Annotated in this window: 17 protein-coding genes; 6 read left to right on the forward strand and 11 right to left on the reverse strand. The window is 64.0% G+C overall.

The window, feature by feature from the left end:
• Positions 1 to 1456: 1456 nt before the first annotated feature.
• The 7 genes from gatB to BM374_RS09165 all read right to left on the reverse strand — a co-directional run bounded on the left by gatB (position 1457) and on the right by BM374_RS09165 (position 7572).
• Positions 1457 to 2935 (reverse strand): Asp-tRNA(Asn)/Glu-tRNA(Gln) amidotransferase subunit GatB, encoded by a 1479-nt coding sequence (gene gatB / locus BM374_RS09135; RefSeq protein WP_092291116.1) that lies wholly within the window; start codon positions 2933 to 2935, stop codon positions 1457 to 1459.
• Positions 2932 to 3234: a hypothetical protein gene (locus BM374_RS09140; protein WP_092291117.1), complete on the reverse strand. Its 303-nt coding sequence runs from the start codon at positions 3232 to 3234 to the stop codon at positions 2932 to 2934. Before BM374_RS09140 ends, gatB begins: the two co-directional genes overlap by 4 nt.
• Positions 3225 to 4700 (reverse strand): Asp-tRNA(Asn)/Glu-tRNA(Gln) amidotransferase subunit GatA, encoded by a 1476-nt coding sequence (gene gatA, locus BM374_RS09145; RefSeq protein ID WP_092291118.1) that lies wholly within the window; start codon positions 4698 to 4700, stop codon positions 3225 to 3227. The genes BM374_RS09140 and gatA overlap by 10 nt, the downstream gene beginning before the upstream one ends.
• Positions 4697 to 4909 (reverse strand): hypothetical protein, encoded by a 213-nt coding sequence (locus BM374_RS09150; RefSeq protein ID WP_057756502.1) that lies wholly within the window; start codon positions 4907 to 4909, stop codon positions 4697 to 4699. Before BM374_RS09150 ends, gatA begins: the two co-directional genes overlap by 4 nt.
• A 17-nt stretch (positions 4910 to 4926) precedes the next feature.
• On the reverse strand, positions 4927 to 5214 hold the full coding sequence (gene gatC, locus BM374_RS09155; protein WP_063194894.1) for an Asp-tRNA(Asn)/Glu-tRNA(Gln) amidotransferase subunit GatC: 288 nt from the start codon (positions 5212 to 5214) through the stop codon (positions 4927 to 4929).
• A 136-nt stretch (positions 5215 to 5350) separates the two neighbouring features.
• Entirely contained in the window at positions 5351 to 6427 is a 1077-nt protein-coding gene (locus tag BM374_RS09160) for an NAD(P)H-dependent flavin oxidoreductase (protein ID WP_092291119.1), read from the reverse strand.
• 104 nt (positions 6428 to 6531) lie between these two features.
• A complete protein-coding gene (locus BM374_RS09165; protein WP_092291888.1) occupies positions 6532 to 7572 on the reverse strand; it encodes an NAD(P)H-dependent flavin oxidoreductase in 1041 nt (346 codons plus the stop codon).
• A 96-nt stretch (positions 7573 to 7668) separates the two neighbouring features.
• On the opposite strand from BM374_RS09165, the gene BM374_RS09170 reads away from it, so the two are divergent.
• From BM374_RS09170 to BM374_RS09180, 3 genes are read left to right on the forward strand one after another with little or no spacing between them, the layout of a single operon-like run.
• Positions 7669 to 8559 (forward strand): LysR family transcriptional regulator, encoded by an 891-nt coding sequence (locus tag BM374_RS09170; protein ID WP_092291120.1) that lies wholly within the window; start codon positions 7669 to 7671, stop codon positions 8557 to 8559.
• A 13-nt stretch (positions 8560 to 8572) separates the two neighbouring features.
• Positions 8573 to 9064 (forward strand): Holliday junction resolvase RuvX, encoded by a 492-nt coding sequence (ruvX, locus tag BM374_RS09175; RefSeq protein WP_092291121.1) that lies wholly within the window; start codon positions 8573 to 8575, stop codon positions 9062 to 9064.
• A 3-nt stretch (positions 9065 to 9067) separates the two neighbouring features.
• The gene (locus tag BM374_RS09180) at positions 9068 to 9991 is read left to right on the forward strand and encodes an AEC family transporter (protein ID WP_092291123.1); all 924 of its coding nucleotides are present in this window, start codon (positions 9068 to 9070) and stop codon (positions 9989 to 9991) included.
• Between the two features lie 3 nt (positions 9992 to 9994).
• On the opposite strand, the gene BM374_RS09185 is transcribed toward BM374_RS09180, so the two are convergent.
• From BM374_RS09185 to BM374_RS09205, 4 genes are all read right to left on the reverse strand, one after another.
• A complete protein-coding gene (locus BM374_RS09185; protein ID WP_244552561.1) occupies positions 9995 to 10366 on the reverse strand; it encodes a CPBP family intramembrane glutamic endopeptidase in 372 nt (123 codons plus the stop codon).
• A gap of 540 nt (positions 10367 to 10906) precedes the next feature.
• The gene (locus BM374_RS09195; RefSeq protein ID WP_092291130.1) at positions 10907 to 11668 is read right to left on the reverse strand and encodes a CPBP family intramembrane glutamic endopeptidase; all 762 of its coding nucleotides are present in this window, start codon (positions 11666 to 11668) and stop codon (positions 10907 to 10909) included.
• Between the two features lie 76 nt (positions 11669 to 11744).
• Complete coding sequence (locus BM374_RS09200; RefSeq protein WP_092291132.1) at positions 11745 to 13388, reverse strand: acyl-CoA dehydrogenase family protein; 1644 nt, start codon at positions 13386 to 13388, stop codon at positions 11745 to 11747.
• 18 nt (positions 13389 to 13406) lie between these two features.
• Positions 13407 to 14159 carry a M15 family metallopeptidase gene (locus BM374_RS09205; protein ID WP_092291134.1) on the reverse strand — a complete coding sequence of 251 codons (753 nt, stop codon included), beginning with the start codon at positions 14157 to 14159 and terminating at the stop codon, positions 13407 to 13409.
• 175 nt (positions 14160 to 14334) lie between these two features.
• On the opposite strand from BM374_RS09205, the gene BM374_RS09210 reads away from it, so the two are divergent.
• From BM374_RS09210 to plsY, 3 genes are read left to right on the forward strand one after another with little or no spacing between them, the layout of a single operon-like run.
• Entirely contained in the window at positions 14335 to 15282 is a 948-nt protein-coding gene (locus BM374_RS09210) for an aspartate carbamoyltransferase catalytic subunit (protein ID WP_092291136.1), read from the forward strand.
• A 5-nt stretch (positions 15283 to 15287) separates the two neighbouring features.
• Complete coding sequence (locus BM374_RS09215) at positions 15288 to 16589, forward strand: dihydroorotase (protein ID WP_092291890.1); 1302 nt, start codon at positions 15288 to 15290, stop codon at positions 16587 to 16589.
• Between the two features lie 35 nt (positions 16590 to 16624).
• Entirely contained in the window at positions 16625 to 17221 is a 597-nt protein-coding gene (plsY, locus tag BM374_RS09220; protein ID WP_092291892.1) for a glycerol-3-phosphate 1-O-acyltransferase PlsY, read from the forward strand.
• The last annotated feature ends 166 nt before the right edge of the window (positions 17222 to 17387 follow it).

Here is a 17387-nt window from a genome sequence, read left to right on the forward strand (position 1 = left end):
TGTTCAACTCGTCCCCAGGGCTTCTTGCCCGTTGCCGTTTGCCGGCTTGTTGGAGGCGATGATGGCGGGCAAATTTGAATGGCAGTTTAAGTATCGCGATGAAGCAGACGTAAACGCGAGCACGCGGCACAGGCGTCGGCGAAGCAAGAAGTCCCTGATTTGCGGGCACTTCTGCGCTTCGTCAGATTCCGTTTACCGCAGGATTTTGGGACATCGATAACCATCGCACACGGTGGTGCCGGCGCTGTGGTTGCTTCCCTTCAACGACGTCACCGCGAAGGCTGGTGACCCAGTATTCCAGAACTCCAGAGGCCGCAGTCGGCCCTGAGAAGCCGCAGCGTACTGGATCACCCGGATCGGAGCCGGGCGATGACACCGCGTCTGGAGAAGCGGCGCGCAATCACGCCATAGCCCCGCGTTGTCTGTCCAAGCTGAGTGACCAAGCCAGCATGACAGAAGCGGCACGACGACGTGCGGTCAGATCAACAATGTCGGGAAAGGGATGCCGGCAATACCCCGGCCTCAAGGAGAACGAGGGCGTCGGCGAACACGTCAGGACCAGATTCCGTGATGGCCCGAAGGCCGCTCGTGGAATTGCGGAGCCCTCTTGAAGAGATCCGCACCGAACGAAGAAAACTCGTTTCTTCTGCCGGACCGGACTTTGACGAGCGAACTCGCGAAAGCTGACGATCCGACCGTTGACCTGATGTCTCGCCGACACCCTCTATCGTCGACCAGAACCTCTAGGAGGCGCTGATGACGTGCCGGCTGCTGGAGCCGGCAACTTCAGAAGCGAAGTTACTTCTTCTTCTTCGCGACCTTGCGGGTCTTCTTCGCAGTCTTCTTCACTGCGCTCTTCGCCTTCTTCGCCTTCTTCGCTTTCTTGGCCATGTTGCCCTCCGATGTGTGAGATGGCTTTAATCGCTGTGCGCATTCGGGGATCGAATGCACTCACCCCAAATACACCAACACGACGAAAAAAACATCTTCTGACTTAAGGAAGTGTTGACGACGCAGCGCGCGTGCGCCAGCCGCGATTGATTTGCGGACGCGCGGAGAGATGCGACTGCGATTGCAAATGCGTCTCGCGACATCGATGTCGGCAAGCGCCGCGATTGCAAGAAAACACTATGCAGCAAGTATTATTCTTTGCGCGCACATCGCGCGTGATCAGCGCGACGGCGCACGCTGCAAAGCGCGCGATGGTCTCACCAGACCGAGTCGCGGACTCTGAGTCGCGAACTTTGGCAACGAAATTATTTTCATGCTTAACGGCGGGAGCGCGCATCTGCGCATGTGCAAGACGCCATTTTGCGCGAATCGCGCGGGCCGCGATTCGGTCGTCGCATCGCGCTTGGAGGGGATGATGTTTGCCGTCGATGACGCGTGCGATCGTTCGCATCGCGAGTGAAGCGACGTGACGAGAGGCGTCGTCACCTCGTCCGAACGCGCGAGACTAGACGCCGAGCTTGGACTTGAGCAGCTCGTTGACCGCCTGCGGGTTCGCCTTGCCGCCGGAAGACTTCATCACCTGGCCGACGAACCAGCCGAGCGACTGCGGCTTGTCCTTCACCTGCGCGGCCTTGTCGGGATTGGCCGCGATGATGTCGTCGACAACCTTTTCGATCGCCGAAAGATCCGTGACCTGCTTCATGCCGCGGCTTTCGACCAGCGCACGCGGGTCGCCGCCCTCCTGCCAGACGATCTCGAACAGATCCTTGGCGATCTTGCCGGAGATCGTGCCCTCGCCGATCAGGTCGACAATCCCCGAGAGTTGCTCGGGCGTGACAGGAGAGCCCGTAATATCCCGGCCTTCCTTGTTGAGACGGCCGAACAGCTCGTTGATCACCCAGTTCGCCGCCATCTTGCCGTCGCGAGCGCGGTTGGCGAGCCTGTCGAGCACCGTCTCGTAGAACACCGCGCTCTCGCGCTCGGCGACCAGCACGCTCGCATCGTAAGCCGACAGGCCGAAGTCGGCGACGAAGCGCGCCTTCTTCTGGTCCGGCAGTTCAGGCAGCTTCGCCTTGAGCTCGTCGACGAAGCTCTGCGAGAGCTCCAGCGGCAACAGATCCGGATCGGGGAAGTAGCGGTAGTCATGCGCCTCTTCCTTGGAGCGCAACGACCGCGTCTCGCCCTTGTTGGGGTCGTAGAGCCGCGTCTCCTGGTCGATCCGGCCGCCGTCCTCGATGATTTCGATCTGGCGCCGCGCCTCATACTCGATCGCCTGGCCGATGAAGGTGATCGAGTTCAGGTTCTTGATCTCGCAGCGGGTGCCGAGCGGCCCGCCCGGCTTGCGCACCGAGACGTTGACGTCGGCGCGCAGGGATCCCTTCTCCATGTCGCCGTCGCAGGTGCCGAGATAACGCAGGATCGAACGCAGCTTGGTCACATAGGCCTTGGCCTGCTCGGCATCGCGGATATCGGGCTTGGAGACGATCTCCATCAGCGCCACGCCGCAGCGGTTGAGATCGATCAGCGACTGCGACGGCAGTTTGTCGTGCAGCATCTTTGCCGGATCCTGCTCCAGATGCAGCCGCTCGATGCCGATCGTAGCGGTTCTGCCGCCCTCGAGCTCGACGATCACCTCGCCTTCGCCGACGATCGGCGACTTGTATTGGCTGATCTGATAGCCCTGCGGCAGGTCCGGATAGAAATAGTTCTTGCGATCGAACACCGAACGCAGATTGATCTTCGCGTTGAGACCAAGCCCGGTCCGGACAGCCTGCCTGACGCATTCCTCGTTGATGACGGGCAGCATGCCCGGCATCGCCGCGTCGACGAGAGATACTTGCGTGTTCGGCTCCCCGCCGAACGCCGTCGAAGCGCCCGAGAACAGCTTTGAGTTCGACGTCACCTGGGCATGGATCTCCATGCCGATGACCACCTCCCAATCGCCGGTGGCTCCTTTGAGAAGTTTGTGCGTGGCCGTGCTCATGTCGTGCTCCCGAGCAGCGTGGCAGCGATCCGCTCCCACTCCGCTTCCAATGAATCCTTTGCCGCGGGCTGGCCGGCCTGGCGGTACCAGTAGCCGGCATTGCCGAGATCGCCTTCGACGCGGTGCAGATAAGCGTGCACCCAGGCGGCGTCGCGGCCATTGTCGTCTTGCACAATCTTGTGCGCCCGGTCCCAACAGCCTTTCGCAGCCCACCAAAGACCGGCGAGCGGCGCGTTCAGACCCGGCGCCGGCGCCGCGCCGTCGAGGCTCGCGATGAAGTCGGCGACATTCACCACCACCTCGCTGGCGTGAAGCGACCGGCGGCCTGTTCGATCACCTCGCCGAGCGAGAACAGCGTCTCCTCCTCAAACGGACGGCCGATCAATTGCAGACCGAGCGGCAGGCCTTGTGCGTCCTTGCCCGATGGCACGGCGATGCCCGGCAGCCCCGCCATGTTCACGGTGACCGTGAAGATGTCGTTGAGATACATCTCGACCGGGTCGGCGCCGCCCTTCTCGCCGATGCCGAAGGCCGCCGACGGCGTCGCCGGCGTCAGGATCGCGTCGACGCCCCTCGCGAAGCAATCTTCAAAGTCCTTCTTGATCAACGTGCGCACCTTCTGGGCGCGCAGATAGTAGGCGTCGTAATAGCCGGCCGAGAGCACGTAAGTGCCGATCATGACGCGGCGGCGCACCTCGGCGCCAAAGCCTTCGGCGCGGGTGTTCTCGTAGAGCTCGATGATGTTCTTTCCCTGCTCGCGCAGGCCATAGCGGACGCCGTCATAGCGCGCGAGGTTGGACGACGCTTCCGCCGGCGCCACGATGTAATAGGCCGGCAGCGCGTATTTGGTGTGCGGCAGCGATATCTCGACCAGCTCCGCGCCAGCCGCCTTCAGCCACTCTGCCCCTTGGCTCCAGAGCTTCTCGATTTCGGCCGGCATGCCGTCGAGGCGATACTCCCGGGGGATGCCGATCTTCATGCCCTTCACGGACTTGCCGATCGCGGCCTCATAGTCAGGCACGGCAATATCGACCGAGGTCGTGTCCTTAGGATCGTGCCCGGCCATCGAGCGCAGCAGCATGGCGCTATCGCGCACGCTGCGCGCGATCGGCCCCGCCTGATCGAGCGATGACGCAAAGGCGACGATGCCCCAGCGCGAACAGCGTCCATAGGTCGGCTTGATGCCGACGGTCGCGGTGAACGCCGCGGGCTGGCGGATTGAGCCGCCGGTATCGGTCGCGGTCGCGCCCATGCATAGCAGCGCCGCTACCGCCGAGGCAGAACCGCCGGACGAGCCGCCCGGCACCAGCGTCGTGTTGCTTCCCTCGCGCCGCCAGGGATTGCCGACCGGACCGAAGCACGAGGTCTCGTTGGCCGAGCCCATCGCAAACTCGTCATTGTTGAGCTTGCCGAGCATCACGGCGCCGTCGCGCCAGAGCTGCGAGGTGATGGTCGACTCATAAGTCGGCACGAAATTGCCGAGGATCTTCGAGCACGCCGTGGTGCGCACGCCCTTGGTCGCGAACAGATCCTTGATGCCGAGCGGGATGCCGGCGAGCGGCCCGGCGTCGCCCTTGGCGATCTTGGCGTCCGCCTCGCGCGCCATGGCGCGCGCCTGGTCGGGCGTCTCCATCACGAAGGCATTGAGCACGCGCGCGGCTTCGATCGCGGACAGATGCGCGTCAGTCAGCTCAAGGGACGTGAAAGTCTTGTCGGCGAGACCCTTGCGGGCCTCGGCGAGCGTCAACGATGTCAAATCGGTCATTTATTGATCGGGCTGCAGAAGAAAGGAGACAGGGTCTTGTCGTTGGCCGGGTCGTCTTTTTTGGCGGCGGCATTCGCGGCGGCTTGAAGCTCGTCGAGCACTTCATTGACCGCGACATTGGGATCGGCAGCCTTGCCCTGCCGCTCCATCTTGTCGAGGTAATTCATGTAGGCCTGATAGGCCTTCTCATCGTCGCAAAGCAGACACATCGGACGGAGTCCTAAAGTTATTCGACGACTTTGGGCACCAGGAAGAAGTGCCCCTCGGTCGCAGGCGCGTTGGCAACGATATCGTCAGCGATGTCGCCGTCATTGACCACGTCTTGCCGCTTCTTCATCTGCATCGGGGTCACCGAGGTCATTGGCTCCACACCCTCGACATTGACCTCCGAGAGCTGCTCGACGAAGGCGAGCATGGCGTTGAGCTCGCCCTGCAGGTGCGGAACCTCGTCCTCGGAAACCGCAATGCGCGCCAGATGCGCGATGCGGCGGACGGTAGCGGCGTCGACGGACATTATATAAGGCCTCTCACGGCAAAACCTAAGTGCCGTATAGCAGAGGCCGGTTTTGCGCCGCAACCGGCGCTAGCGCATGGTCCGGAAAAGTGTAAAGCGGTTTTCCGAAAAGACCATGCGCAAACAATAACCTGGCCTACCCGGCCAGCGCTTTCATGCGGGCCAGCGCCGATTTGGCAAGATCCCGGGTCAATTCGGCCGCGGGGACCTCGCGGCCGAGCGCGACGGCCTGGCCGGCCCACAGATTGGTGAAATCCACCCTGCCCTGCTTTTCGGCAGCCGCCTTCAGCGGCCCCAGTGCCGTCGCGGCATGAGGAAATGGCGGCGCATCGGGCGAGATCGGGCCGGCCTCGCGCATCAGCCGGTTCTGGACGCCACGCGCTGGACGGCCAGTCATCACGTTGGTGATGACGGTGGAATCGTCGCCCGCCTCGGCGAGCGCCTTGCGACCGCCCGTACTGACTTTGGATTCCGGACAGCGCAGATAGGCACTGCCGATCTGCACGCCGGAGGCGCCGAGCGCAAACGCCGCGGCAATACCGCGCCCATCGGCGATGCCGCCGCAGGCGATCACTGGCACCCTCACAGCATCGACCACCTGCGGCACCAGGGCGAAGGTGCCGGGCTGCTCGGAAATCTTGTCGGTCAGGAACATGCCGCGATGGCCGCCGGCCTCAGCGCCTTGCGCAATCACCGCATCGACGCCGCGCTGCTCCAGCCAGACGGCTTCCTTGACGGTCGTGGCCGACGAGATGACGAGACATCCGGCCGCCTTGACGCGCTTGAGCAGCGCGGGCTCCGGCAGGCCGAAATGGAAGCTGACCACCTCCGGCTTCAGTTCCTCGACCACCTCGCAGAACGCAGCGTCGAACGGCGCGCGGTTTGCGGCGTTGATCGGCGCCGCCGGATCGAGACCATGCTCGGCATAATAGCCCGTGAGCCGTTGCTTCCAGCGTGCTTCCGCCTCAGGCGTGAGATCGACGGGCGTGTGGCAGAAGAAGTTCATGTTCACCGGCGCTTTCACGCGCTGGCGAATGAGATTGACCTGCTCGCGCGCCTTCTCCGCCGACAACATCGCGCAAGGCAGCGAACCGAGCGCGCCGCCTTGCGCGGCTGCGATCACCAGCTCTGCATCCATTACGCCAGCCATCGGCGCCAGCACGATCGGGAATTCAGTCTTGAAGAGATCGATCAGTCGACGGTCAGGCCACATGGTTCTTACCTCGTATTCGCTCTTCCCCTCTCCCCTTGTGAGAGAGGGTGGATCGCCCCGTAAGCGGCGAGACGGGTGAGGGGTATCTCTCGTCAAACGCAATACTAATTTTGCGGAGAGATACCCCTCATCCGGCGCTGCGCGCCACCTTCTCCCACAAGGGGAGAACTGAAAGCACCGGCCACCGAATTGCGTTTTCCAGCAAGCAGCTGCTCGGCCTCGGACACAATCCGTTCGACGATCTCGGCCGCCCGCGGAATATCATGGATCAGGCCGACCGCTTCTCCGGCAAAGACGGCCGCGATTTCGAAATCGCCCGCCATTTTCGCCGCGGCATACTCCCTGGCGATCTCGTCTGCGCGCTGCATCAGCTCGATCTCGCGGCCGGTCCAGCTCTTGATGTGAGTGTTGAGGAGCGTGCGCGCGGTGAACGGCGCCGGCCAGAACAGTTTTCGCGACCAATCCGGAACGACACCGCGCACGGTGCCATTGGCGTCGGCGGTACGAATGCGCTGCTTGGCCTCCTCTGCTCCATTGGCCTCAACGCTCGCATAGAACCGCGTGCCGATCAGCACGCCGGATGCGCCCAGCATCATCATTGCCGCGAGGCCCCGGCCATCGGCGATGCCGCCGGCCGCGACCACAGGCACGCGCCCAGCCGCAAGATCGACGATCGCGGGCACGATGTCGATCGTGGTGCGCGAGGCGCCATGGCCGCCCGCCTCTGTCCCTTGCGCGACCAAAATCTCCGCGCCGGCGTCGAGCGCCTGCTTCGCCATGTCCTCGCTCTGCACCTGACAGATCAATCGCGCGCCGCTCGCCTTGATGCGCGGCGCGAATGGCGCGGGATCGCCGAACGACAGCATGACCGCCTGCGGGCGCGCATCGAGAGCAATGTCGAGAAGCTCGGGCTGTTTCGCCAGGCTCCAGGTGATGAAGCCGATCCCGAATGGCGCAAAGTCCTTCAGCTCCGCGGCTTCGCCCTGAAGTCGCGCGCGATCGCCATAGCCACCGCCCAAAATGCCGAAACCACCGGCCTCGCTGACGGCGCGCGTCAGCCGGCTGCCCGCGATGGTGTCCATGGGCGCCAACAGGATCGGATGCCTGATCCCAAGGAGCTCCGTCAAAGGCGTGGTGATCGGCATGAGGTCTCCCGCTCTGGACAGGAACATTAGGCGCAACTAGCATTCTCGAAAAATGAATTGATGCGAACGCTGCCATCACAAAAGCGAAACGACGCCATGGAACTGAGCGACCTCAAGACCTTTGCCGCGGTTGCCCGCACCGGCGGCATCACCCGCGCCGCCGAAGAGCTCAACACGGTGCAATCCAACGTCACCCAGCGCATCAAGGCGCTGGAGGCCGAGATCGGCACGCCGCTGTTCGAGCGCCACAGCCGCGGCATGGCGCTAACCGGCGCCGGCAAGCGCCTTTTGCCTTACGCGCATCGAATGACGGCATTGTCGCACGAGGCTGTGCTCGCCGCGCGTGACGATGGCGAACCGAAGGGACCGCTGTCGATCGGCTCGATGGAGACGACGGCCGCCGTGCGGCTGCCACCGCTGCTCGCAAATTTCCACCGCCGCTTTCCGGCCGTGCGCCTCAGCCTGCGCACGTCACCGACGGCCGATCTCGTCGCCGGCGTGCTCGAAGGCACGCTCGACGGCGCGTTCGTCGCGGGGCCCATCGCGCATGCCGACCTCGCCGCAACAAGCGCGTTTCGCGAAGAGCTGGTGCTGGTCAGCGCGCGGCGCTGGGCCTCGCTCGCCGAGTTGCGCGCCGGCACGCCTGAATCGGGCCCCACCGCGCTGGTGTTCCGCACCGGCTGCACCTACCGCCAGCGCCTCGAGCAAATTTTCGTCGAGTTCGGCTGGCCTTCGGCAGCGCGCTTCGAGCTCGGTACGCTCGACGGCATGATCGGCTGCGTCGCCGCCGACATGGGCGTGACGCTGCTGCCGCGCGCCGTGGTCGAGCGCAGCGCGATGAATGGTGCCGTGACGATGCATGGCTTGAGCCCGTCGCATGCCCGCGTCGAGACGCTGTTCATCCAGCGCCGCGCCGGACATCAATACAGCGCGCTGAGCGGCTTCCTGTCCTGCCTGACCGGGGATGACGACATCATCGCGGCCTGATATGCGCTAGTCCATGCCGGCTCTTATCCTGCCTCTCGTCGAAGCTGCAACCCACTGGCCCGAACGCGGCGGGCTGATCGGCCTTGATTTGGGTACCAAGACGATCGGCGTTGCCGTGTCCAATCCGGACCGCCGGTTAGCGACCGGTGTCGAGACTATCCAGCGCAAGCAGTTCAAGCAGGACGCCGCTCGTCTTCTCGCGATCGCCACTGAGCGCAAGGTCGTCGGCTTCGTGCTCGGCCTGCCCATCAACATGGACGGCAGCGAGGGGCCGCGCGCGCAGTCGACCCGCGCGTTTGCCCGCAATCTCGCCAATTTGACGACGCTGCCCATCGGCCTCTGGGACGAGCGCCTCTCGACCGCGGCGGTCGAGCGCGAGTTGATCGGCATGGATGTCAGCCGCGCCAAGCGCGCCGAGGTGATCGACGAGCACGCCGCGATCTTCATCCTGCAGGGCGCACTCGACCGGCTGGCAAATCTCCGCACGGCCTCGGGGAATGGCTGATCCATGGCCGTCGTGATCGCGGCGCTGCTGCCGGTCTTCATCCTCATCGTGCTCGGCGTGGTGCTCCGGCACAGCCTGATGCGGCTCGACACCCAGTGGCACGGGCTGGAGCGGCTGACCTATTTCGTGCTGTTTCCGATGCTCTTGATCCAGACGCTGGTGAAGGCAGACCTTTCAAAAGTGCCGGTCGCCGGCGTCGGCGGCGCCTTGCTGCTGTCGGCGCTGGCGATGTCCCTGCTCTGCCTCGCGCTGCGCCCTGCCCTGGCGCGGCTCGGCATCGACGGCCCCGCCTTCACCTCGATTTTCCAGGGCGCAACGCGCTGGCAGACCTATGTGGCGCTGTCCGTCTCCGCCAACCTGTTCGGCGAGGTCGGACTTGCGCTCGCTTCGGTCGCGATGGTCGCGATCATCCCTCTGGTGAACGTATTCAGCGTTGCCGTGCTCGCGCATTACGCTTCGCCCGAGAAGCAATCCGCCCGCGCCATCGTCATGACGGTGATCCGCAATCCGCTGATCTGGGCTTGCGCGATCGGTCTTGCGATCAACGTCCTCCATCTGCCGCTGCCAAAAATCTGGCACGAGGTCGCGGACGCGCTCGGCCGCTCCTCGCTCGCCATCGGCCTGCTCGTCACCGGCGCCGGCCTGCAGCTCAAGGGCTTGCTTCGTCTGAGCCTGGGCGCAACTCTCGGCGTGGCGTTCAAGCTGGTCTTGATGCCGGTGCTCGCGCTGGCGCTTGCCGTCTGGTTCGGGCTGTCGGGCACCAACCTCGCGATCGTCGCGATCTGCGGGGCGGTACCGACCTCGCCCAGCGCCTATGTGCTCGCCCGCCAGATGGGCGGCGACGCGCCGCTGCTGGCGCAGATCATCACGCTGCAAACGATCCTGGCGGCGATCACCATGCCGATCGCGATCGCGCTGGTGGCGTGAGCGCTAGATGTAGCGTCCTAGCGTGAAAAGGATGAAGGTGTTGCAGGCAGAATGGGCGACCACCGTCGTCCATGTGGACTTACTGGTCCATCGCAGATGGCCAAGAACAAGCCCAAAAGCGAAAATGATTGCGCGTCCGAACCAATCGTACTGGGTATGATACAGCGCCCATACAGCCGATGTCAGGAAGATGGCACCGATCGGACCGAGAGAAGACTCCGACCAACCGCGAAACAGGAAACCACGAACGATAAACTCCTCCGTGACGGGGCCAGCGATGCAGCCACCGATGAGCCACACGAGCAATCCACCGACGCCTCCTACGATGAGCGTGGGATCGGATCGATATCCGCCCGCGCCCATCTGCGACAACACGAATCCCCTTCTATCGACATAAAGATTGTCGTGATGGCGAGAGCTCGGACGATTTCGCCCCCGGGTGGCCAATTCAGGGCGAGATATTCTCCGAAATCTCTCCCGGCCATGCGGATCGCTATCCAGAGCACTGCAATGGCCGGCGGCGTTCCCGAAACGAGGAAAACTCCATACCAGCGCCCTTGCGACGCCAACGCCTGGAGTTCTCCCGGAGCGTACACCTTTGATCCAGCGCCGACGGAGAGTGCGATGCTGACCACAATGACGCCGACCAGAACGAATGCACCGTCCGCAAGCAAGGCGACCAGCGTTGTCTCCCAAAGATCCCAAGTGCGCGGCGCCGACCGAGAGGCCAAGCCGCGATCGCTCATGTTTTTGAGATCCGTCACAAGGATTGTTTTCAGCAACTATTTGGCGATTTAAATCTTCCTCTCTACTCAGAGTAACGAGACCGGCGGCCTATCGTCAATAAGGAATGGCACCGGTGTCGGCCGGACAACGACCGCATCGACCAGAAGTTGGAGCGGCGGATGCTTGCCGTCAGCTCCCCAGCCACATCGTCAGCACCACCGCCGTCATGTTGTTCAGCGCATGCAGCAGGATGGTGAGCCAGAGCGAGCCCGCGCGGTAGCGCATGTAGCCGAACCACAGGCCGATGGAGAAAACCTCGGCGAGGAAGTACAGATCGTATTGCAGATGCACCGCCGTCCACAGCAGCGACGACAGGATGATCGCGCCGGGCACGCGCAGGAAGCTCGCCGACCAGCCACGGAACAGGAAGCCGCGCGCCAGCACCTCTTCCGACATCGGCGCGGCCACGCTGAAGGCGAACAGCATCGACAGCGCCGCGCCGTTGTCGCGGCCGGATTTCAACAGATCGGTCATGAAGCCCGGCGTCGCCTCGCGGCCGAGCGATCGCGAAACCACTTCCCAGGCCAGCACGGTCAGCAGCAGCCCGGCGGCGCCGAGCAGGAATTGCCGCCAGGTCGGCCAGTACAGTGCGAGGTAGTCGACGAAGGATGCCTTCTTGATGCGGATGGCGAGCCACACCGCCGCAAGCGTCGCCGGCAGGCCCATGATGACCGAGAGCGCCAGCGCCTGCGGCTCGCGGCCGACGACCTGCAGCGAGGCAAGATCCATCGGCAGGCCGCGCAGTGCCACCAGCAGGACGACGGCGCCGATCTGGCCGACGAACATGGCGAAAAAGATGAGAAGGCCCCACAGCGCCGTGCCCCAGAATTTCCAGACGCGCGGCGCCGGCGTCTCGATGAGCGGCGGATGGTCGGGATTGAGGGAGTCCATCAGGAGGCTTTCGTTAGGTGGACATCGTCATTCCGGGGCGGTCCGAAGGACCGAACCCGGAATGACGGACAACGACTCATGGCAGCGACCGCTCGAGCAGCGCACGCACGTCGCCGCTGTCGAGCTCGACCGCGCCGTACATGCTGGCATGGCTACTGGAAAGCCGCGTGGTGGCGAAAAGTTCGGCGTGATGTGGTGTAACACCGTTCAGTGCGGCAGCCGCGGCCAGCAGCGCCAGCTTCTCGACCGCAAGGCGCGCGACGCGCTCACCATCGGCGCGGCGGAAGCTCTTGCCGATGAATGCGACGGCCTCGCTCGCCCCGGACAAGCCTTTCGTCTCGGCCGCCAGCGATTGCAGCACCGCCATCGCCGCCTCCGGCTCGCGCGAGAGCGCGCGCAGCACGTCGAGGCACATGACGTTGCCGGAGCCTTCCCAGATCGCGTTGACCGGTGACTCCCGGTAGTGGCGCGCTAAAATGCCGTCCTCGACATAGCCGTTGCCGCCGAGGCACTCCATGGCTTCGTAGAGGAATGGCGGCGCGCTCTTGCAGGTCCAGTATTTAATCGCCGGCGTCAGCAATCGCATATAGGCCGCTTCGGCCGCGTCATGCGGCGTTCGGTCGAAGGCGCGGCAGAGCCGCATCACCAGCGCCGTGCTCGCCTCTACATGCAGCGCCATGTCGGACAGCACCGCCTGCATCAAGGGCTGATCGGCGAGATGCTTCTGGAACACGCTACGGTGACGGGCGTGATGCAGCGCATGCGCGAGGCCCGAACGCATCAGGCCGACTGAGGCAATCGCACAATCTTGCCGCGTCAGCTGCACCATCTGGATGATGGTGCGGATGCCCTTGCCCTCCTCGCCGACGCGCTCGGCATAGGCGCCGACGAACTCCACTTCCGAGGATGCATTGGAACGGTTGCCGAGCTTGTCCTTCAGCCGCTGGAACTGAATCGCGTTGACCGATCCGTCAGGCGCAAAGCGCGGCATGAAGAAACAGGTCAATCCTGCGTCCGCCTGCGCCAGCACCAGGAATGCATCACACATCGGCGCCGACATGAACCATTTGTGGCCGGTGATGCGGTAGGTATCGCCGTCGCGGACCGCGCGCGTCATGTTGGAGCGCACGTCGGTGCCGCCCTGCTTCTCGGTCATGCCCATGCCGAGTGTCATGCCGCGCTTGTCCCACCACGGGGCGAAGCTGGGGTCGTAACTCCTGGTCGACAGCACCGGCATGACGCGCGCCAGCAGATCCGGCTGCGTCGCCAATGCGGCGACAGAGGCGCGCGTCATCGTAATCGGGCAGAGATGGCCGGTCTCGACCTGCGCGGCCATGTAGAATTTTGCGGCACGAACGACCTCGGCCGCATCGCCCGCGGGCTTTCCATCCGCTGTCCAGGTTGAATTGTGCACCCCTGCATGCGCACTATGCGCCATCAACTCGTGATAGGCGGGGTGAAACTCGACCTGGTCGCGGCGATTGCCCTTGGCATCGAAAGTGCGAAGCTTTGGCGTGTTCTCGTTCGCCACGCGGCCGCGATCGGCCATCGCCGACGAGCCCCAATGCTTCCCGAAGGCGGACAGCTCCTGTTCCGCCGCTGCGCCGCCATTGGCCTTCACCGCTTCGACTAGCGGGCGATCCACCGCGAACAGATCGACGTCCTGGAACGGCGGCGACTGGTTGAAGACCTCGTGGGTCGCAAAGCTGGGCTGGGTCATCTGGTTTCCTTGGCGGACTCAGTTCCGCCGCGGCAGGATTGGGAAATCATAGGCCGCCCCGCCTGCCCCCGGCAGGGAAAAATGCCACCACTCCTTCGAATAGTTCACAAAGCCTTGCCTCGCCATCGCGGCCACCAGCCGCTTGCGCCAGGCGCGCTGTTCTCTTGTGATCGACGGTGCTGCGGTATGCCCCATTGCATCGGTGCAATCATAGCCGGTGCCCATGTCCACACTGCCCTCCGGCAACCGTGCCGCGACCGGTGCGGTACAATCCGCGTAGGATCTTGAAGGATCGATCTTGGCGGAATTGTCGGCCTTGAGATCGACCAAAGTGAGGTCGAGCGCGGCACCGGTGGAATGCTGCGAGTGGCTTGCGATATAGCCGAGACGAAACAGCTCGGTTTTCGGGATCTGCGGATTGTAGCGCCGCTCGGCGGCTGTCTCTCGGCCGTTCTGCGACCACTTCACCATGTCGAGGGAGGCGCGCGCCGGCCGGTAGCAGTCGAACATCTTCAGCGACAGGTTCTGTGCCGCCAGCTCCTGCTGAACCGCTTTCAGCCGCAGTCCCACCTCCTGTTTCACCACGCATTCTCCGGCGAGGTAACCGGCCAGCGGACGACCGACGAAATTGTTGGACGTCGCGTAGCGGATGTCCTGGATGATGGAGGGATCAATATCGCGCAAATAGACGAAGCCGCCGGGAAGCGATTGGGCGTGGGCGGATGAGGTGAATGCGAGAAATGAAAACAAAATTGGTCTAACGACGCACATTCGCTTTCCCCTGTCATTCCGAGGCGGCTCGAAGAGCCGAACCCGGAATCTCGAGATTCCGGGTTCGATGCTTCGCATCGCCCCGGAATGACGGCAAGACAGATCAGGGGATAACTCACCGCCCCGGCTTTGGCCCTTGCTCCCCCAGCCATCCACGCCTATAGCTCTCGCTTTAATGACATCGAAATCGACCTTCGTCCTCGGCCACCGGCACTTGCTGGGCATCGAGGGCCTTTCCGCGGCCGACATCACCGGCCTCCTCGACCTGTCCGAAGAATATGTCGAGCTCAACCGCCAGGTTGACAAGAAGCGCACCGTCCTGCGTGGACGGACGCAAGTAAACCTTTTCTTCGAAGCCTCCACCCGGACCCAGTCCTCGTTCGAGCTCGCGGGAAAGCGCCTGGGCGCCGACGTCATGAACATGTCGGTGTCCTCCTCGTCCATTAAGAAGGGCGAGACGCTGGTCGACACCGCGATGACCCTGAACGCCATGCACCCCGACATCCTGGTGGTGCGCCATCATGCCTCCGGCGCGGTGGAACTGCTGGCCCGCAAGGTCGACGGTTCCGTGATCAATGCCGGCGACGGCGCGCATGAGCACCCGACCCAGGCGCTGCTCGACGCGCTCACCATCCGCCGCAACAAGGGCCGGATCGAGGGCCTCGTGGTCGCGATCTGCGGCGACGTGCTGCATTCGCGTGTCGCCCGCTCCAACATCATCCTGCTCAACACCATGGGCGCCCGCGTCCGCGTCGTCGGCCCTTCCACCCTTCTCCCGCCCGGCATCGAGCGGATGGGCGTCGAGGTCGCGCGCGACATGCGCGAGGGGCTCAACGGCGCCGATATCGTGATGATGCTCAGGCTCCAGCGCGAGCGCATGAACGGCTCGTTCGTGCCGTCGACCTCTGAATATTTCCACTATTTCGGGCTCGACCAGAAGAAGCTCGGCTATGCCAAGCCCGACGCGCTCGTGATGCATCCCGGCCCGATGAACCGCGGCGTCGAGATCGACACCGCAGTCGCCGACGGCGCCCAGTCCCTGATCCGCGAACAGGTGGAGATGGGCGTGGCCGTGCGCATGGCGGTGCTGGAAGCGCTCGCCCGCAACCTGCCGAACGCGTGATGCCCATGCTGATCGATCGCCGCCCAATCCTGCTTGCCAACGCCCGCGTCGTCGATCCCTCCAGGGATTTCGACGGCCCCGGCGACGTCCTGATCGCCGACGGCATCATCCGCGAGACCCGCCGTGGCATCGGTGCGGCCGGCATCCCCGAAGGCACCGACGTCGTCAATTGCTCCGGCAAGATCGTGGCGCCCGGCCTGATCGATATGCGCGCCTTCGTCGGCGAGCCCGGCTTCAGCCATCGCGAGACCTTTGCCTCGGCGAGCCAGGCGGCCGCGACCGGTGGCATCACCACCATCATCTGCCAGCCCGACACTTTGCCGGTGATCGACAATTCGGCGACCGTCGACTTCGTAATGCGCCGTGCCCGCGACACTGCGATCGTCAACATCCAGCCGATGGCCGCGCTCACCAAGGGCATGCGCGGCGAGGAAATGACCGAGTTCGGCCTGCTGAAGGCGGCAGGCGCCGTTGCCTTCAGCGACGGCGACCGCAGCGTCACCAATTCGCAGGTGATGCGGCGCGCGCTGACCTACGCGCGGGATTTCGACGCGCTGATCGTGCATCACACCGAGGATCCTGATCTGGTCGGCGAAGGCGTGATGAACGAGGGCGAGTTCGCTTCGCGCCTCGGCCTGATGGGCATCCCGAAGGCCGCCGAGGCCGTGATCCTCGAACGCGACATGCGCCTGGTCGCGCTGACCGGTGGTCGCTATCACGCCGCCGCGCTGTCCTGCATCGAGTCGCTCGAGGTCTTGAAACGCGCCCGCGACGCCGGCCTTGCCGTCAGCGCCTCGGTCTCGATCAACCATCTCGCGCTGAACGAAAACGACATCGGCCCGTATCGCTCGTTCCTGAAGGTGTCGCCGCCACTGCGCGCCGAGGACGATCGGCGCGCGATGGTCGCCGCCGTCGCCTCCGGCCTCGTCGATGTCATCATGTCCGACCACAATCCGCAGGACGTCGAGGTCAAGCGCCTGCCCTTCGCGGAAGCCGCTCCCGGCGCGATCGGCCTCGAGACCATGCTGCCGGCGGGCCTGCGCCTGGTCCATAATGAAGAGATGGACCTCAAGACGCTGATCCGGGCGATGTCGACCCGGCCCGCGGAACTGCTTGGCCTGCCGGGCGGAACCCTGCGCGCCGGCAGTCCGGCCGATGTCGTCGTGATCGACCCCGACGTGCCCTGGGTGGTTGATCCCGCCGACCTCAAATCCCCCTGCAAGAACACCCCGTTCGACGAAGCCCGCTTTACGGGTCGCGCAATCAGGACCATCGTTGGTGGGAGAACGGTGTACGAGCATGTCTAATGGGCGCTGGCTATGTCGGCCATGGAGATCCCGCCATGGGGCTTGATGCATTCCTGCCGGTGGCCTTCGTCATCGGCTATCTCTTAGGCTCGATTCCGTTCGGGCTAATCCTGACCAGGCTCGCCGGCACGCAGGATCTGCGCTCGATCGGCTCGGGCAATATTGGCGCCACCAACGTGCTGCGAACGGGCCGCAAGGGCCTTGCGGCAGCGACCCTGCTGCTCGATGCGCTCAAGGGCACCGCAGCCGTGGTAATTTCAGGCTACATCGCCGGCCCCAATGCCGCGATGGTGGCCGGTCTCGGCGCCTTCCTCGGCCACCTCTTCCCGGTCTGGCTCAAATTTCGGGGCGGCAAAGGTGTCGCCGTCTATATCGGCATCCTGCTTGGTCTGTTCTGGCCGGCGGCGCTGGTGTTCTGCCTGATCTGGCTCGCGACCGCCTTCACCACCCGCTATTCATCGCTCTCGGCGTTGGTGGCGGCCTTCATCACGCCGCTGTTCCTGTGGTGGTTCGGCCACCTCGCGCTGGCCTCGCTGTCCGTCGTGCTGACGCTGCTGCTGTTCTACATGCATCGCGAGAACATCAAGCGGTTGCAATCAGGAAAAGAAGGCCGCATCGGCGAGAAGGCTTAAGTCGCGTTTCTTGCGTCAAAGACAACGCCTCGAAACAAGAAGTCGGAAAAAGTACGGATACCGCCGCACCCCTTCCGCATTATATTCCGAATCCTGTTCGCAACTTCCGTGCGCCTCAGGAACGGGAGTGGCGAACCGGTTCCATGCCTGTCATCCTGACAAACAA

Source organism: Bradyrhizobium sp. Ghvi (assembly GCF_900115265.1).
Lineage (GTDB): Bacteria > Pseudomonadota > Alphaproteobacteria > Rhizobiales > Xanthobacteraceae > Bradyrhizobium.

Bases quoted from the DNA above. Each gene is read 5' to 3' on its own strand.
- gatC (WP_063194894.1), bottom strand. From the start codon at position 5,214: ATGTCCGTCGACGCCGCTACCGTCCGCCGCATCGCGCATCTGGCGCGC.
- BM374_RS09205 (WP_092291134.1), bottom strand. From the start codon at position 14,159: ATGTGCGTCGTTAGACCAATTTTGTTTTCATTTCTCGCATTCACCTCA.
- BM374_RS09210 (WP_092291136.1), top strand. From the start codon at position 14,335: ATGACATCGAAATCGACCTTCGTCCTCGGCCACCGGCACTTGCTGGGC.
- gatB (WP_092291116.1), bottom strand. From the start codon at position 2,935: ATGAGCACGGCCACGCACAAACTTCTCAAAGGAGCCACCGGCGATTGG.
- BM374_RS09195 (WP_092291130.1), bottom strand. From the start codon at position 11,668: ATGGACTCCCTCAATCCCGACCATCCGCCGCTCATCGAGACGCCGGCG.
- BM374_RS09215 (WP_092291890.1), top strand. From the start codon at position 15,288: ATGCTGATCGATCGCCGCCCAATCCTGCTTGCCAACGCCCGCGTCGTC.
- BM374_RS09165 (WP_092291888.1), bottom strand. From the start codon at position 7,572: ATGCCGATCACCACGCCTTTGACGGAGCTCCTTGGGATCAGGCATCCG.
- ruvX (WP_092291121.1), top strand. From the start codon at position 8,573: ATGCCGGCTCTTATCCTGCCTCTCGTCGAAGCTGCAACCCACTGGCCC.
- gatA (WP_092291118.1), bottom strand. From the start codon at position 4,700: ATGACCGATTTGACATCGTTGACGCTCGCCGAGGCCCGCAAGGGTCTC.
- BM374_RS09150 (WP_057756502.1), bottom strand. From the start codon at position 4,909: ATGTGTCTGCTTTGCGACGATGAGAAGGCCTATCAGGCCTACATGAAT.
- BM374_RS09160 (WP_092291119.1), bottom strand. From the start codon at position 6,427: ATGTGGCCTGACCGTCGACTGATCGATCTCTTCAAGACTGAATTCCCG.
- plsY (WP_092291892.1), top strand. From the start codon at position 16,625: ATGGGGCTTGATGCATTCCTGCCGGTGGCCTTCGTCATCGGCTATCTC.
- BM374_RS09180 (WP_092291123.1), top strand. From the start codon at position 9,068: ATGGCCGTCGTGATCGCGGCGCTGCTGCCGGTCTTCATCCTCATCGTG.
- BM374_RS09170 (WP_092291120.1), top strand. From the start codon at position 7,669: ATGGAACTGAGCGACCTCAAGACCTTTGCCGCGGTTGCCCGCACCGGC.
- BM374_RS09200 (WP_092291132.1), bottom strand. From the start codon at position 13,388: ATGACCCAGCCCAGCTTTGCGACCCACGAGGTCTTCAACCAGTCGCCG.